Below are 16505 nucleotides of genomic sequence, written 5' to 3'. Positions count from 1 at the left end.
CGCGCATGTAGCCCCCGGCGCGCGCGGCCGGCCAGCGCTGCGCGTCGGGATTGGCGGCGGGCCCGGTCGCACGCACCGCCAAACCTGGAATTGGTGCATCTCCGTGCGATGCCCCTTGAAGGGCGGCGCCGGGTTTGCTTCCATCAGGGCATGAGCACGGGCCTGATCGAAATCCGCAGGGCGAAGCCCGCCGACGCGACGGCGGTCGCGGCGGTGCATGACGCGGCGTGGCGCGCGGCCTATCGCGGCCTGATCCCCGGCCTCGAGCTCGAGCGCATGGTGGAGCGGCGCGGCCCCAAATGGTGGGACGCCGCGATCCGGCGCGGCAGCCGCATCTCGGTGCTCCTGGTGGGCGACGACGTCGCCGGCTATGTGAATTATGGCGGCAACCGCGCCAAGAGCCTGCCGTTCGGCGGCGAGATCTACGAGATCTACCTCCAGCCGCTGTACCAGGGGCTCGGCTTCGGCCAGCGCCTGTTCGCGGCGGCGCGGCGCGACCTGGCGCTCGCCCGGCTCGAGGGCCTCGTGGTCTGGGCGCTGGCCGACAACGAGAACGCGGTCGGCTTCTACAAGGCCCTGGGAGGGCAACCGGTCGCATCCTCCACGGAGCAGTTCGGCACGAAATCGCTGGACAAGGTGGCCTTCGCTTGGCAGCGGTAGCCCCGCATGGGCGCGGGCGCCGATCCTGCCCGGGGGCGGCGCCATGCGCCGATCAGCTAGCTTTGCAAGCGGCGCGCCGCGTGCTCTAGCTCATGCGCTCCTGGAGCGCGATCCGGGCGGATTGAGCCAATCTGCCCGGGCCATCGCCCTCTGAATTTCAGGGAGACCGCGCGTTCCGACCGGCCGGACATGCCAGCCGTGCGGCGTGCGATCTCGGCCCAAATGCGAGTGTGACATGCGCATCGATGCGATCCCGATCGGCAAGAACCCGCCCGAGGACGTCAACGTGGTGATCGAGGTTCCGATCGGCGGCGAGCCCATCAAGTACGAGATGGACAAGGCGGCGGGCACCCTGTTCGTCGACCGCTTCCTCTATACCGCCATGCGCTATCCGGGAAATTACGGCTTCATCCCGCACACCCTCTCGGGCGACGGCGACCCGTGCGACGTGCTGGTGGCCAACACCCGCGCCATCGTGCCCGGCGCCTATATCAGCGCGCGCCCGGTGGGCGTGCTGCTGATGGAGGACGAGAGCGGCCTGGACGAGAAGATCATCGCCGTGCCGTCGCACAAGCTCACCAAGCGCTACGATCGCGTGCAGAACTATTCCGACCTGCCGGACATCACGCTGAAGCAGATCGAGCACTTCTTCGAGCACTACAAGGACCTGGAGCCCAACAAGTGGGTCAAGATCGTGCGCTGGGGCGATGCCGCCGAGGCGCAGAAGCTGATCCTGGAAGGCATCGAGCGGGCGAAGCAGGAGGGCTGAGCCGGCCTGCCGCGAAATGACGTAACGGGAGACGACGCAGGGCGCCGCCTCCCGCCACCCCCAGCCCCCCAGCCGGGGACCTCAGGCCGCGACATCGGCCTTCGGTCGGGGTGCGGGCGCCTCAAGGGACGCCCGCGAAAGCAGCGCGCGGATCTCCGGCACGCAGGAGCCGCAATTGGTGCCCGCCTTGAGGGCGCGGCCGACCGCCTCGACATCGGCGCAGCCGGAGCCGATGGCGGCCTCGATCTCCCCCTTCGACACGCCGAAGCAGGCGCACACCAATGGTCCGCTTGCCGCCCCGTGGCCGGCGCGCCGGCCCGCCAGCAGCACGCGGCGGTCCTCCGGCGAGACCGGATCGGCGCCGAGGAGGCCCTTCAGCGCGTCGGCGTTCGGCCGTGTTCCGGCGGGAGCGACGAACAGAGCGGCGGCCAGCCGGCCCGCGGCGTCGAACGCCGCCGCCCGATAGGCGCCGCCGGCGGCGTCGGTCATCTCGATGATGTCGCCGCCGCCCATGCCGCGGAACCAGGACGCCCACGCCTCGGGCCCGACCGTGCCGGAGAGGCGCCAGGCGAAGCCGCCCGCGAGCGCCGCGCGGGCCCACCAGACGCCTTCCGGCGGCGCCAGCTCCGACCGCGCCAGCAACACGCCCTCGAAGGGCGCCGGCACCGGCGCGAGCGACACCGGCGTGGCCTTGGAATCCGGCTGGCCGGAGAAGGGATCGGTGCGCGCCTGCACCACCTGGCCGATGGGGCCGTGGGACGCGTTGGCGAAGCTCCAGTGGATGGGGGCGAAGGCGGTGCCCGCCGGCTGGCGCGGATCGGCGCGCACCTCCAGCACGGTTTCCCCCTCCGCGCTCGTCACGCGCGCGAGGCCGCCATGGGCGAGGCCGAGCCGCGCCGCGTCGTCCGGATGGACGGCGACGAACGGCGCCGGCTCGTGGGAGGACAGGCGCGGCGAGAGGCCGGTGCGGGTCATGGTGTGCCACTGGTCGCGCAGGCGCCCGGTGTTGAGGAGCAGCGGCAGGCCCTCCGCCCCCTGCGGCGGCGCCACCGGCGCCGGCACCACGAAGCGGGCGCGGCGGTCGCCGGTGAAGAAGCCGCCGTCGGCGAACATCCGCGCGGTCCCGGCTGCCGTGTCCGCGGGCACCGGCCATTGCACTGGCTTCAGCGCGTCATAGGCGGCGTCGGACAGCGTCGCGAGGCCGGAGATGTCGAAGTCGCGGGTGCCGCCATTCTCGAAGCCGGAGAGCGCGGCGTGCTCGCGGAAGATGGCCGCGGGCGAGGTCCAGGCGAAGGCATCGCCGAAGCCGAGCCGACGCGCCACCTCGGCGAGCGGCCACCAGCCGTGGCGGACCTCGCCGGGCAGGGGCAGGAAGGCGCGCTGGCGCGAGATGCGGCGCTCGGAATTGGTGACGGTGCCGTCCTTCTCGCCCCAGGCGGCGGCGGGCAGCACCACGTGCGGGCGGCAGGCCGAGGTGTCGTTGGCGGCGACGTTCTCCGACAGGACGAACAGGTCGAGCCCCTCCAGCGCCGCGCGCACCGCGCCCGCCCGGGGCAGGCTGACGGCGGGGTTGGTGCCCATGACCCACAGCGCCCGGATCTCGCCGCGGCCGATGGCGGCGAACATGTCCACGGCCTTCAGCCCCTCGCGCTCCGCCATGCGCGGCGCGGACCAGAAGCGGCGCACAAGGTCCACCTCGGCGGGGGAAAATCCCATGTGGGCGGCGAGCTGGTTGGCGAGCCCGCCCACCTCGCGCCCGCCCATGGCGTTGGGCTGGCCGGTGAGGGAGAAGGGGCCCATCCCCTCGCGGCCGATGCGCCCGGTGGCGAGGTGGCAGTTGAGGATCGCGCCCACCTTGTCGGTGCCCTGGGCCGATTGGTTGACCCCCTGCGAATAGCAGGTGACCGCCTTTTCGGTGGCGGCGAACAGGCGGAAGAAGGCGGCCACGTCCGCCGCGTCGAGGCCGCAGCCGCGCGCGGTGGCGGTCGCATTGGGCGCGAGCGCGCGCGCCGCCGCGAGGGCTTCGGGAAAGCCCTGCGTGTGCCGGTCGAGGAAGGCGGCGTCGAGCCGTCCGGCATCGGCGAGGTGGACCAGAAGGCCGGAAAACAGGATCGCGTCGGTGCCGTGCGCGAGCGGCAGCACCATGTCCGCCTCGGCGGCGGTCTCGGTGCCGCGCGGATCGATGACGACGATCCTGGTGCCGCGCTTCGCCCGCGCCGCTTCCATGCGGCGGAACAGCACCGGATGGCAGAAGGCGGCGTTGGAGCCCACCAGCACGATCAGGTCCGCCGCCTCCAGGTCCTCGTAGCAGCCGGGCACGGTGTCGGAGCCGAAAGCGCGCTTGTGGCCGGCGACCGAGGAGGCCATGCAGAGCCGGGAATTGGTGTCCACATGGGCGGTGCCGAGGAAGCCCTTCGCCAGCTTGTTGGCGACGTAATAGTCCTCGGTCAGCAACTGGCCCGACAGGTAGAAGGCGACCGCGCCCGGACCGTGGCGGTCGATGACGGCGGCGAGGCCGCTGGCCACCCGGTCGAGCGCGGCGTCCCAATCGGTGCGCGCCAGGGGGCCGTCGCCGGCGCGCATCAGGGGATGGAGCAGGCGGGTGCCGAGCCCCAGCGTCTCGCCCAGCGCCGCGCCCTTGGAGCAGAGCCGGCCGAGATTGGCGGGATGGGCCTTGTCGCCTTCCACATGGGCGCCGCCGGCCCCGTCCGGCGCCACCGCGACGCCGCAGCCGACGCCGCAATAGGGGCAGGTGGAGTTCACCGAAGGGGGCGAGGTGAGGGGGCCGTTCATGCCGGTCTTGCCTGAGGCTTGGCCCTGATCGATCCATGCAGGGCGTCGTTTAACACCAGACCTGTCATCCCCCGGCGTGCCCGGGTGATCCACGCCGTGACCGGACCCGGCCTTCACGCGCACAGCTTGCGGCCGGGTGGATGCCCCGGACAAGCCGGGGCATGACGGCGCGCGGATGAGAGCGGGCTGCAGTCCGGAGATGAGGCATCGCATCCCCCATCAGTAGACGTCCGCCTGGAAGCGCCCGGCCTTCTTCAGGTCGGCGAGGAAGGTCGCCGCCGCATGCGGGCCGAGCCCGCCATGGGCCGCCGCCACGTCGGCGAGCGCGCTCTCCACGTCCTTGGCCATGCGCTTGGCGTCGCCGCAGATGTAGAAGTGGGCGCCCGCGTTCAGCCAGTCCCAGAGCTCGGCGCCGGCGGCGCGGATCCGGTCCTGGACGTAGACCTTCTGCGCGCCGTCCCGCGACCAGGCGGTGTCGAGCCGGGTGAGCACGCCCTGCGCCTGGAAGGCGGACAACTCCTCCTCGTAGAAGAAGTCCGTGTCGCGCCGCTGGTGGCCGAAGAACAGCCAGTTCGGGCCCGGCGCATTGGTCGCGGCCCGCTCGTGGAGGAAGGCGCGGAACGGGGCGATGCCGGTGCCCGGCCCCACCATGATGACGCCCTTCGCCGGGTCCTGCGGCAGGCCGAAGCCATGGGCCTTCTGGATATAGGCCTTGAGCTTGGTGCCCTCGGGGATGCGCTCGCCCAGGAAGCTGGAGGCCACGCCCAGCCGCTCCCGGCCGAAGGCCTCATAGCGCACCTTGTCCACGGTCAGCGACAGGCGGCCCGGCGTCGCCGCGGGGCTGGAGGAGATGGAGTAGAGGCGCGGCTGGAGCGGCTCCAGGGCCTCGACGAAGGCTTCCGGATCGGGCCTTATGCCGGGGAACTTCTCCAGCGCCGCCAGGACGTCGAGGCGCGCGGCGTCGCCGTCCGGGTCCTCGCCGGCGGCGAGGCGCTTGGCCGTCTCCTTGCGGGCGCCGCCGACCAGATAGGAGACGAGCTGGAACAGCGCGTCGGGCGGCGACTTCAGGCACGCCTCGTGGGTCAGCACCTCGCGCAGGGTCTTGCCGGCGATCGGGAAGTCTTCCGGCGCGTGGATCGCCGCGATCACCCGGTCCACGAGGGCCGGATCGTTGGCCGGGAAGATGCCGAAGCTGTCGCCCGCCACATAGTCGAGCCCCGAGCCTTCGAGATCGAAGTCGATGTGGAAGGTCTCCTTCTCCGAGCCCTCCCTGTTGAGCTGGCGCCGGCCGAGGAAGGTGACGGTGCCGGGATTGTCGCGCGTGCCGAGAGGTGCGGGCGCGGCCTCGGTCTTGGGCGCGGCCGCAGCGGGGGCGGCGGGCGCCGTGGCGGCGCCTTCGCCCTCGGTGAGCTGCTTGAGCATGCGCAGCGTCTCCTTGCCCCCGGGGGCGCAGAGATTGAGCTTCGGCTCGGCGCCCGCCGCGATGGCGGCGGCGTAGGTCTCGCAGACATAGCCGCACTGGCCGCAATCCTGCTGCGCCATGGCCGCCATCAGCCGGCGCGGCAGCGCCTTGCCTTCGGCGAGCGCCATGCGCTCGGCCATGGGCATGGCGGGATCGTGCCAGGGCGCGCCATCGTCCTCCGGCGCGTCGGCGGCCTTCAGCTCCGGCATCAAGGCGGCGGCGTCGCCGGCCGAGAGCGCGGTGGCGCCGGCCGGCGCCTCGCCGCTGAAGATGCCGGCGAAGAAGCCGTTCAGCCAGGCGCGCTGTTCCGGCGTGAAGGGCGCGCTTTCGGGCAGGAAGGGCACGAGGGGCGGTCGGCTCTGGAGGCTCATGGCGCGACCTCCCGGTCGGCGAGGGTCACGAGGGTGCCGGCATCGAGCCGGCGGGAGAACTGGGCGAAGGTCTCGCCGTCCTCGCGGTGGGCGAGCCAGGCCTTCAGCAGGCCCTCGACCACGCGCGGGGCGTCCTCGGCCTTCACGTCGCGCTTCAGCTCGGTGGCGATGGCGGCATCGGCGCCGAAGCCGCCGCCCACCAGGAGGTGGAAGCCGTCCACCGTGTCGCCGTCGTCGTTGATCGGCACGCGGGCACCGATCAGGCCGATGTCGCCGATATAATGCTGGGCGCAGGAATTGTGGCAGCCGGTGACGTGGATGTTCACCGGCGCGTCGAGCGTGACGCGGCCTTCGCAATGGGCCTGGATGGCGCGGGCGGTGCCCTTGGTGTCGGCGGCGGCGAAGCGGCAGCCCTTCGAGCCGGTGCAGGCGACGAGGCCGGCCTGGAGGGGGCTCGCCTCGACGCTCAGGCCGAGCGCCGCGACGGCCGCCTTCGCCGCCTCGATCGCGGCATCGGGGATGCCGGAGATCAGCAGGTTCTGCCAGACCGTGAGGCGGATGTCGCCGTCGCCGTGGCGGGCGGCGATGTCGGCGAGGCCGCGCATCTGGGACACGCTCATGCGGCCCACCGGCAGGCCGACGCCGAGATAGCTCAGCCCCGCCTGCTTCTGCGGGTGGACGCCGAGATGGGCGAGGCGGTCCGGCTCGGCGCGCGGCGCCACCGCCTCGGCCGGCACGCGGGTGAGGGGGGCGCCGAGCTTCTCCTCCACCTTCGCCAGGAAGCCGTCGAAGCCCATGGCGTCGAGCACATATTTCAGCCGCGCCTTCTTGCGGTCGGAGCGGTCGCCGGTGTCGATGAAGACCCGCACGATGGCGGCGGCCACCCGTGTGGCGTCCTCCGGGCGCACGATCGCCCCGGTGTCGCGGGCGAAATCCCGGTGGCCGGTGATGCCGCCGAGCGCGAGGCGATACCAGACGCCGGGGGCGACGCCGAAGCCGTCCTTCACCTCGATGGCCTGGAAGCCGATGTCGTTGGTGTCCTCCAGCGCGCCGATGCGGCCGGCGCCGTCGAAGGCGACGTTGAACTTGCGCGGCAGGCCGTACATGTCGCGGGCGTTCAGGATGTAGTGGTGCCATTCGCGGGCGTGGGGCCGGGTGTCGAGCAGCTCCTGCGGGTCGATGCCGGCGGTGGGCGTGCCGGTGACGTTGCGGATGTTGTCGGCGCCCGAGCCCTTGGCGGTGAGGCCGAGATCCACCAGCCCTTCCAGCACCGCGACGGCGGCGGTGGCCGCGATCTCGCGGATCTGCAGGTTGGCGCGGGTGGTCACGTCGGTGTAGCCGCCGCCGTGGGCCTCGGCGATCCCGGCGACGCCGCGCAGCTGCCAGTGGGTGAGGATGCCGCCGGGAATGCGCAGGCGGCACATGTAGCTGTCCTGCGCCGGGGCGACATAGAACAGGCCGTGATACTTCCAGCGCAGCATGTCCTGGCCCTTGGGGAATTGGCCATCGCGCGCGTAAGCCTTGATCTTGTCGTAGGAATCGAGGCCCAGCTCCTCGCGCTTGGCCTTCTCCTCGGGGGTGAGCCTGCGCCCCTCCGCCTCCTGTCGCGCCATGGCGCGGTGGCTGGCGGCGTCCGGGCCGGTGGGCTCGGCGGCGGGGGCCGGGGCGCCGGCCGGCGCGAGGCCACGCCCGGCGCGGGCCGCCTGCGCGCCGGAGACGAAGCCCTCCAGGTAGCGCTTCTGATCGAGGCTGAAATCTCCGCCCATTGTCCTGCTCTTTTCCGTTCTCTTGCGGTGTTCGCCCGGTCGCCCCTCAGGCGGCCGCCGGCATGGGGCGGCCGAAGGCCAGCTCCGCGCGCAAGGGGCCGATGGGTGTGCGATCCGTGATCAGTTGAAGGTAATATTTTCCGTCCGCCGTATCGCCGAACAGCACCGCCCCCGCGAGGACGCCGTCGCGGATCACCAGCCGGCGGTAGAGGCCGAGGCGGCGGTCGGCGAGGACGATCTCCTCGGCGCCGTCGCCGCCGATGACGTCGCCGGCCGAGAACACGTGGACGCCGGAGACCTTGAGATTGGTGGAGACCACCGAGCCCTCGTAGCGCGCGTCCTCCCCCGCGAGGCGGCGGGCGAGGACGGCCGCCTGCTCGTAGGCCGGGGCGACGAGGCCGTAGGTGACGCCGCGATGCTCGCAGCATTCGCCGATGGCGAAGATCGCCGGATCGCTGGTGGCGAGCCGGTCGTCCACCTTGACGCCGCGCCCCACCTCCAGGCCGGCGGCGCGGGCGAGGTCGCCATTGGGGGCGACGCCGCAGGCCACCACCAGCAGGTCGGCGGGCAGGGTGCGCCCATCCTTCAGCTTCAGCCCCTCGACGCGGCCGTCGCCGCCGACGGCCGCGCTGAAGGCGGACAGCTCCACCTTCACGCCGCGCGCCTCCACCGCCTGCCGCAGCAGAGCGGCGGCGGGGGCGTCGAGCTGGCGCTCCATCAGCCGGTCCATGAGGTGGACGAGCGTGGTGTCGACCCCGGCGCCGGCGAGGCCCGCGGCGGCTTCGAGGCCGAGCAGGCCGCCGCCGATCACCACCGCGCGGGTACCGGCGATGCGGGCGGCGGCGAGCAGCGCCGTCACGTCGGCAAGGTCGCGGAAGGCGTGGACGCCGGGAAGGTCCATGCCCGGCAGCGGCAGGCGGATCGGATGCGAGCCGGTGGCGAGCACCAGCTGCGCGTAGGGCAGGCGCCGCCCGTCCGCCAGCGCCACCGCGCGCGCGGCCCGGTCGATGGCGGCGACGGCGGTGCCGTATTGCAGCGTCACGCCCCTGTCCCGCCACCATCGGGCGGGCCGCATCTGCGCCTCCTCGGCGCCCATGCGGCCGGCCAGGACCTCGGAGAGCAGCACCCGGTTGTAGGCGAGGTGCGGCTCGGCGCCGATCACGCACACCGCATGGCGCCCGAGCGCGCGGGTGCTCAGCTCCTCGCAGAGCTTCGCTGCGGCCATGCCGTTGCCGATGATGAGGAGCGGCGCGCCCATGGGGGTGGGGTTTCCTCGGGTCTTTGGCGGCGCCGGGCAAGCCGGAACGCCGTGCGGATCGGAAAGGGCCGGGGTGGCGGGTCCGCCTCCCCGGGGGGAAGGCCCCGGCGCGCGGCCGGGGCCGGCGGCTCAGGCGGCCTCGACGAAGCGGTGGCGCTCGTGGAGGAACTTCAGCACCGCCTCGCGGGCCTTGAGGTAGGTGGCGTTGGTCACCAGGTCGAGGCGCTTGCGCGGACGGGCGAGCTTCACCTCCAGCACCTCGCCGATGCGGGCGGAGGGGCCGTTGGTCATCATCACGATGCGGTCGGAAAGCAGCACCGCCTCGTCCACGTCGTGGGTGATCATGAGGATGGTGTTGCCGAGGCTCGCGTGGATCTGCATCACGCTGTCCTGGAGGTGGGCGCGGGTCAGCGCGTCGAGGGCGCCGAACGGCTCGTCGAGCAGCAGCACCTTCGGCTCCATGGCGAGCGCGCGGGCGATGCCGACGCGCTGCTTCATGCCGCCGGAGATCTCCGAGGGGCGCTTGTCCTTGGCATGGCCCATCTGCACCAGGTCGAGATTGTGCAGGGTCCAGCTGTGGCGCTCGGCCTTCGAGCGGGTGCCGGAGAACACCTTGTCCACCGCCAGGCGCACGTTCTCGTAGACCGTGAGCCAGGGCAGCAGCGAGTGGTTCTGGAACACGACCGCGCGGTCCGGGCCGGGCGCGTTCACCTCCCGCCCGTCGAGGATCACGCCGCCGGCGGTGGCGCCGGTGAGGCCGGCGACGATGTTGAGCAAGGTGGACTTGCCGCAGCCCGAATGGCCGATGATGGAGACGTACTCGCCCTTCTCGATGTCGAGCGTCACCTCCTTCAGCACGTTGGTGGAGGCGGACCCGCGGGTGAACGTCTTGTCGATGTGATCGAGCTTCAGATAGGCGCCCATGTCGGCCTCCTCAGGAAGCGGCGGTGCCGCGGGTGACGAAGGCGCCGATGGCGGCAATGATGCGGTCGAGCACGAAGCCGACGATGCCGACATAGATGAGCGCCACGATGATGTCGCCGATGAGCGACGAGTTCCAGGCATCCCAGATGAAGAAGCCGATGCCGACGCCGCCGATCAGCATCTCCGCCGCGATGATCGCCAGCCAGGAGAGGCCGATGCCGATGCGAAGACCGGTGAAGATGTAGGGTGCCGCCGCCGGGATCATGATCTTCAGGAAGAATTCGATCGGATTGAGCCGCAGCACCGCGGCGACGTTGCGGTAATCCTGCGGGATGTTGCGGATGCCGACCGCGGTGTTGATGATGATCGGCCAGATGGCGGTGATGAAGATCACGAACACGGCGGCCGGCTGGCCGTCGCGGAAGGCGGCGAGCGAGAGCGGCAGCCAGGCCAGCGGCGGCACCGTGCGCAGCACCTGGAACAGCGGGTCGAGCCCGCGCATGGCCCAGGTGGACTGGCCGATGAGGGTGCCGAGCGCGACACCCACCACGGCGGCGAGGCTGTAGCCCACCGCCACACGCTGGAGCGAGGCGAGGATGTGCCAGAACAGGCCCTTGTCGAGGCCGCCCCGGTCGTAGAACGGATCGGCGATCAGCTCCCAGGAATTCTGGATGATGGACGAGGGCGGCGGCAGCGAGGCGCCGGGGGCGCTGCACAGCATCTCCCACAGCGCCACCAGGAAGGCGAGCACCAGGAAGGGCGGGATCACGTTCGCCGCGACCATCTTGAGATAGGCCAGTAGCTTTTCGCCCGCCGGAGCGCGCTTCGGCGCTGGGAGCGCGACCACGGCGGCGGGGGCCACGGCGGCCGGCGCCCCCTCGTGCAGTTTGCGGACGGTCATGTTCATCGGGCTCGCTCCGTGTGGCGGCGATCAGGGTGCGGCCGCCCCCCGCGCGGGGGGCGGCCCGGCGGTCACGCGATGCGCTTGATGTCGAGGGTGGCGAGATAGGCGCCGGGGTTCTCGGGATCGAACACCTTGCCGTCGAAGAAAGTCTCCTTGCCGCGCGAGGTGGAGGTGGGGATCTCCGCCGCCGGCACCGACAGGGCCTTGGCCGCCTCGCGCCACAGGTCCTCGCGGTTCACCTTGGCGATCAGCGCCTTGGCGTCGTAGTCGGGCTCGAACTTGCCCCAGCGCTGGTCCTCGGTGATGAACCACAGATCGTGGCTCTGCCAGGGGTAGGACGCGTAGTCCTGCCAGTACTTCATCCACACCGGGCTCTTCTCGACGATCCGGCCGGTGCCGTAGTCGAAGCGGCCCTTCATGCGGTCGATGACGTCGGCGGGCGGCACGTTGATCCACTGGCGCTTGGCGCAGATCCTGGCGACCTCCTCGCGGTTCTCCATCTTGTCGCACCACATCTGCGCCTCCATCACCGCCTTCAGCAGCGCCATGGCCGCCTTGGGGTTCTTGTCGACGTAGGCGGCGCGCATGCCGAAGGCCTTCTCGGGATGGTCCTTCCAGAGCTCGCCGGTGTTGATCGCGGTGTAGCCGATCTTCTGGTTGATGAGCTGGGCGTTCCACGGCTCGCAGACGCAGAAGCAGTCCATGGTGCCCACCTTCATGTTGGCCACCATCTGGGCCGGCGGGACGACGATGGTCTCGATGTCCTTGTCGGGGTCGATGCCACCGGAGGCGAGCCAGTAGCGGATCCACAGGTCGTGGGTGCCGCCCGGGAAGGTCATGGCGGCCTTCACCGGCTTGCCGGAGGCCTTCTTCTTCTCCAGCGCCTCCTTGAACGGCTTGGTGTCGAGGCCGATCTTGAGGTCGATATATTCCTGGCCCACCGAGATGCACTGGCTGTTCAGGTTCAGCCGGGAGAGGATGTACATCGGCGTCGGCACGTTGTTCTGCGTCACCTTGCCGGCGGAGATCAAATACGGCATCGGCGTGAGGATGTGGGCGCCGTCGATGCCGTTGCCCTCGGAGCCGAGCACGAGGTTGTCGCGCGTGGTGCCCCAGGAGGCCTGCTTGGCGACGTTCACATCGGTCATGCCGTACTTGTCGAACAGTCCCTTCTCCTTGGCGACGAACAGCGGCGCCGCGTCGGTGAGGGCGATGAAGCCCAGCGTCGCCTTGGTGGTCTCCGGCGCCTCGGAGGCATAGGCCGCCGGCACGCCGCCGGGGAATGCCATGCGAATGCTCTCGAACAGGGCGGCCGTGCCGAGCGCCGCGGCGGAGCCTTTCAGCAACGAGCGGCGGGACACGCCGTCATCGGCGGAAACGGAACCGGACTTCACCTTCACGTCGTCGCTCATTTCTTTCCCCTCTGGATGGGCTGGCGATCGCAGGACCCGAAACGAAAAAAGCCGCGGACAGCGCGACGGCCTTCGGCCATCGGTGTCAGCGGCTCTGCTGCGGGTCCCGTCATTGGGACGAATTGGGCGGCGCAGTCGTCGTTGACCGCGCTCGGCACTCAATATTCAAAAGGCGTGCCAAACGAGCGGTCAGCCTAAGTATTTGGAATTCATCAATTCCATGAATGATGAAATCTTAGGCGCGAATGAATGTTGCATTCTTTTGCGGCGCACCCTGGCGCCATCTGCCGCGCTATTGTGCGCCGCGCAACGGCGGGAGAAGCGCGGCCGGGGGCTTTTTCGCCCTGTTTTCCGCCGTCATGCCTCCGCCTGACGGAAGGTCCCCCGCGGGGGACGGGCGTCACCCGGCCCGCTCGTCCCGCGCCCGCGCCGCCTCCACCAGCCGGAACAGGCGCTCCGGCGTCGCCGGCAGGGTATCGATCTCGATACCGAGCGGGGCGAGCGCGTCGGAGATCGCGTTGGCGATGGCCGCCGGGGCGCCGATGGTGCCGCCCTCGCCCATGCCGCGGAAGCCGCCGAGATTGTTCGGCAGGTCGGCCTCGATATGGACGATGCCGATGTCCGGCATGTTGGTGGCGACCGGCACCAGGTAGTCGGCGAGGCTCGCGGTCAGCAGCTGGCCCGCCTCGTCGTGCACCACCTCCTCCAGCAGCGCCGCGCCGATGCCCTGCGCCACCGCGCCGTGCACCTGCCCCTCGACGATCAGGGGGTTGATGATGCGCCCGCAATCCTCCGCCACGACGAAATGGGTGACGGTGACGCCGAACGTGTCGCGGTCCACCTCCACCATGGCGAGGTGGGTGGAGGCGCAGGCCGTGCCGAGATAGGGATCGTAGGTCTCCTCGGCGACGAGGTCCTCGCGCTGGTCGTAGGGGATGCGGCCCATCTGCGAGTAGACCGCCCGCGCCACCTCCTTGAAGGTCATGGTGGCGTTGGACGTGCGGGCGCGGATGAGGCCGTTTTCGGCCTCCAGGTCCTCCATCGGCACGTCCATGAGGTGGGCGGCGGCCTTCAGCACCTTGGTCTTCACCACGCGGGCGCTCTTGGTGGCGGCGCCGCCGCCGAGCACCGCCGAGCGGCTGGCATAGGTGCCGGTGCCCATGGGCACCAGGGCGCTGTCACCGTGCTGGATCTCCACGTCCTCGAACCGGCAGCCCAATTCGTCGGCGACGATCTGGGCCAGCGTCGTCTCCAGGCCCTGGCCATGGGAGGAGATGCCGAACGCCGCCGTCACCGCGCCGGTGGCGTCGATGCGGATGGACGCGGTCTCGGTGCCGGTGTTGATGGGCATGCCCGGCGCCACCGCGATGCGCGAGCCGATGCCGGTCAATTCCGCGTAGCTCGCGAGGCCGATGCCCACCCAGCGGCCCTCGGCGCGGGCGGCATCGCGCGCCTTCACCAGCGCCGGATAGTCCGCGCACGCCCCTTCCAGGCACTCCTGGAACGCCGACTTGTCCCAGATGATGCCGGAGCCGGTGCGATAGGGAAATTCCTCCGCCGTGACGAGGTTGCGCCGCCGGATCTCCGCAGGGTCCAGGCCGACCCTGCGCGCGGCCATGTCGATCAGCCGCTCCATGGCGAAGGTGGAGGAGGGCCGCCCGACGCCGCGATAGGGCCCGGTGGGCGGCTTCGGCGTGAGCACGCCGCGCACCCGGCCGCGATAATGCTGCATGCGATAGGGGCCGGGCAGGAAGCTCACCACCTGCACCGGCTCCAGCGCCCCGGTCCAGGGATAGACGGAGTAGGCGCCGATATCGCCGATCACGTCCGCCCGGAGGCCGATGAGCCGGCCTTCGGCGTCCACCGCCAGCTCGGCGTCGATCAACTCGTCGAACGCCTGGCTCATGGCGGTGAGGTCCTCCATGCGGTCGGCGGTGAACTTGATCGGGCGCTCCAGCTTCTTCGCCAGCACGCAGACCAGCATCTCCTCGTGGTTGAGCGAGCCCTTGCCGCCGAAGCTGCCGCCCACGTCCGGCGCCACCACGCGCAGCCGGTTGCCGGGGAGGTCGAGGCACTCGGCGAGCACGTCGCGGACGATGCCGGGGATGTTCGATGAGGTGTGGAGCGTGAGCGCGCGCTTGCGCCTGTCCCACTCGGCGAGATAGCAGCGGTTCTCCATCGGCACGGGCGTCTTGCGCGTCATGCGGAAGCGCGCGCGCACGGTGACAGGCGCCTCGGCGATGGCCGCGTCCACGTCGCCGCGCTGGAACTGGCGGGCGATGATGACGTTGCTGCCCGCCTCCTCGTGGAGGAGCGGCGCGCCGGGCTCCACCGCGTCCACCTGCCTTATGGCGAACGGCAGGGGCTCGTAGGCGATGGCGATCTGCTCCAGCGCGTCCTCGGCGGCGTAGCGGCTCTCCGCCACCACCGCCACCACCGGCTCGCCGGTGTAGCGCACCTTGCCGTCCGCCAGCGGGCGGATGGGAGTCGCGTAGTAGCCGTCCATGCGCGAGGTGGGGATGGCGGGGCGGATGTCGCCCTCGATGTCGCGCGCATCGAAGATGGCGACGACGCCGGGGATGGAGAACGCCTCGCCCACGTCGATGGAGAGGATGCGGGCATGCGGCTGGTCCGAGCGGCGCACCGCCACGTGCAGCATGCCGGGCAGGGCGATGTCGTCCACGTAGCGTCCCGATCCCGTGAGCAGGCGCGGGTCCTCGGTGCGCTTGATGCGCTGGCCGACGAGCTTGGGGCGCAGCTCGACCGAGGCATCGACGCTTTTCGCCGGACCGCTCACTTCAGCGGCCCCCGCTCGCGCGCCAGCTCGCGCACGGCATTCACGATGTGCTCGTAGCCGGTGCATCGACAGATGTTGCCGGAGAGCGCCTCGCGGATCTCCGCGTCGCTCTCCAGCGGATGGTGCCGCAGCATGTCGGTGATGGTCATGAGGAAGCCGGGCGTGCAGAAGCCGCACTGGAGCGCGTGGTTGCTGCGGAAGGCCTCCTGGACCCGGCCGAGCCGGTCCATGGCGCCGAGGCTCTCCACGGTCTCGATGGCGGCGCCGTCGAGCTGCACCGCCAGCAGCAGGCAGGAGCGGGCGCTGCGCCCGTCGAGCAGGATGGTGCAGGCGCCGCACACGCCGTGCTCGCAGCCCACATGGGTGCCGGTGAGGCCGATCTCCTGGCGCAGGAAGTCGGACAGCAGCAGCCGCGGGTCGACCGCGCGGGTGTGGGCCATGCCGTTGACGGTGACGGTGATGGTGATCTCGGTGCGCGCGTTCACTGGGCCGTCTCCCTGGCGCGGGACCAGGCGTCGGCGAGGGCGCGGCGGGCGAGCGCGCCGACCAGGTGCCGGCGGTAGTCGGCCGATGCGTTGAGGTCGGAATTGGGCGAGACCGCCGCCCGCAGCAGCTCGACGGCGCCGTCGATGGCGCGGTCGTCCAGGGCGGTGCCTTCGAGCGCGCCTTCCACGCCGTCCATGCGCGCGGGCATCTCGCCCACCCCCATGGTGGCGACGCGCACGTTGCGGGCGACGCCGCCCTGCCGCTCCAGGACCACGGCGACGCTGGCGAGCGCATAGTCGCCGTGGCGGCGCGCGAACTCCTCGAAGCCCCAGCCGGCGCCGGGCGGCACGGCGTCGACCGCGATGGCGGTGACCATCTCGTCCGGCTCCAGCGCCGTGACCAGCGATCCGACGAAGAAGTCGCGCGCCGGAACGGTGCGACGGCCGCGCGCGGAGGCGATGTGGATCAGGCCGTCGAGCAGCAGCGCCATCATCGGCATCTCGGCCGCCGGGTCGGCATGGCAGACGCTGCCGCAGAAGGTGCCGCGGTTGCGCACGGTGAGGTGCGCCACGTGCTTCATGGCGTGGTGCAGCACCGGCGCGTGCCGCTCCACCAGCGGGTCCTCCGCCGTCATGCGGTGCCGCACCAGCGCGCCCAGCGTGAGCCTGCCGTCCGCGAGCGCGATCTTATCGAGCCCGGCGATATGGTTGATGTCCACCAGCACCGAGGGCTTCACCAGGCGGAAATTGATCATGGGCATGAGGCTCTGCCCGCCGGCCAGCACCTTGCCGTCGCCCCCCGCGCGCGCCAGAATCTCCGCCGCATGGGCGATGGTCTCGGCGCGGACATAGTCGAACCGGGCAGGCTTCATGCGTCGGGTTCCGGCATCTGCGCTTTCATTCC

At 71.2% G+C, this 16505-nt stretch carries 12 protein-coding genes; 2 read left to right on the top strand and 10 right to left on the bottom strand.

Annotation, left to right across the window (positions count from 1 at the left end):
- Positions 1–150 precede the first annotated feature (150 nt).
- Together V5F67_RS19355 and ppa are read left to right on the top strand one after the other, a co-directional pair.
- Positions 151–660, top strand: coding sequence for a GNAT family N-acetyltransferase (locus V5F67_RS19355; RefSeq protein ID WP_394021815.1), 510 nt, complete (start codon positions 151–153; stop codon positions 658–660).
- A gap of 235 nt (positions 661–895) precedes the next feature.
- On the top strand, positions 896–1429 hold the full coding sequence (ppa, locus tag V5F67_RS19350; protein ID WP_394021816.1) for an inorganic diphosphatase: 534 nt from the start codon (positions 896–898) through the stop codon (positions 1427–1429).
- 81 nt (positions 1430–1510) lie between these two features.
- On the opposite strand, the gene V5F67_RS19345 is transcribed toward ppa, so the two are convergent.
- The 10 genes from V5F67_RS19345 to V5F67_RS19300 form a co-directional block, all read right to left on the bottom strand.
- On the bottom strand, positions 1511–4222 hold the full coding sequence (locus V5F67_RS19345) for a nitrate reductase (protein ID WP_394021817.1): 2712 nt from the start codon (positions 4220–4222) through the stop codon (positions 1511–1513).
- A 219-nt stretch (positions 4223–4441) separates the two neighbouring features.
- Positions 4442–6055: a sulfite reductase subunit alpha gene (locus V5F67_RS19340; protein ID WP_394021818.1), complete on the bottom strand. Its 1614-nt coding sequence runs from the start codon at positions 6053–6055 to the stop codon at positions 4442–4444.
- On the bottom strand, positions 6052–7821 hold the full coding sequence (locus V5F67_RS19335) for a NirA family protein (protein WP_394021819.1): 1770 nt from the start codon (positions 7819–7821) through the stop codon (positions 6052–6054). Before V5F67_RS19335 ends, V5F67_RS19340 begins: the two co-directional genes overlap by 4 nt.
- Before the next feature lie 46 nt (positions 7822–7867).
- Positions 7868–9079: an NAD(P)/FAD-dependent oxidoreductase gene (locus V5F67_RS19330; RefSeq protein WP_394021820.1), complete on the bottom strand. Its 1212-nt coding sequence runs from the start codon at positions 9077–9079 to the stop codon at positions 7868–7870.
- Between the two features lie 129 nt (positions 9080–9208).
- A complete protein-coding gene (locus V5F67_RS19325) occupies positions 9209–10003 on the bottom strand; it encodes an ABC transporter ATP-binding protein (RefSeq protein ID WP_394021821.1) in 795 nt (264 codons plus the stop codon).
- Between the two features lie 10 nt (positions 10004–10013).
- A complete protein-coding gene (gene ntrB, locus V5F67_RS19320; protein WP_394021822.1) occupies positions 10014–10910 on the bottom strand; it encodes a nitrate ABC transporter permease in 897 nt (298 codons plus the stop codon).
- 65 nt (positions 10911–10975) lie between these two features.
- Positions 10976–12319 (bottom strand): CmpA/NrtA family ABC transporter substrate-binding protein, encoded by a 1344-nt coding sequence (locus tag V5F67_RS19315; RefSeq protein WP_394021823.1) that lies wholly within the window; start codon positions 12317–12319, stop codon positions 10976–10978.
- Between the two features lie 400 nt (positions 12320–12719).
- Positions 12720–15116: a xanthine dehydrogenase family protein molybdopterin-binding subunit gene (locus tag V5F67_RS19310; protein ID WP_394021824.1), complete on the bottom strand. Its 2397-nt coding sequence runs from the start codon at positions 15114–15116 to the stop codon at positions 12720–12722.
- Positions 15113–15601 (bottom strand): (2Fe-2S)-binding protein, encoded by a 489-nt coding sequence (locus V5F67_RS19305; RefSeq protein ID WP_394021825.1) that lies wholly within the window; start codon positions 15599–15601, stop codon positions 15113–15115. Before V5F67_RS19305 ends, V5F67_RS19310 begins: the two co-directional genes overlap by 4 nt.
- A complete protein-coding gene (locus tag V5F67_RS19300) occupies positions 15598–16473 on the bottom strand; it encodes an FAD binding domain-containing protein (RefSeq protein ID WP_394021826.1) in 876 nt (291 codons plus the stop codon). Before V5F67_RS19300 ends, V5F67_RS19305 begins: the two co-directional genes overlap by 4 nt.
- Between the last annotated feature and the right edge of the window lie 32 nt (positions 16474–16505).

This window comes from Xanthobacter pseudotagetidis, assembly GCF_043194795.2.
In the GTDB taxonomy this organism is placed as follows: domain Bacteria; phylum Pseudomonadota; class Alphaproteobacteria; order Rhizobiales; family Xanthobacteraceae; genus Xanthobacter; species Xanthobacter tagetidis_A.
Note: the sequence above shows the minus strand (reverse complement) of the source record. Positions and strands in the feature narration are given on the sequence as shown.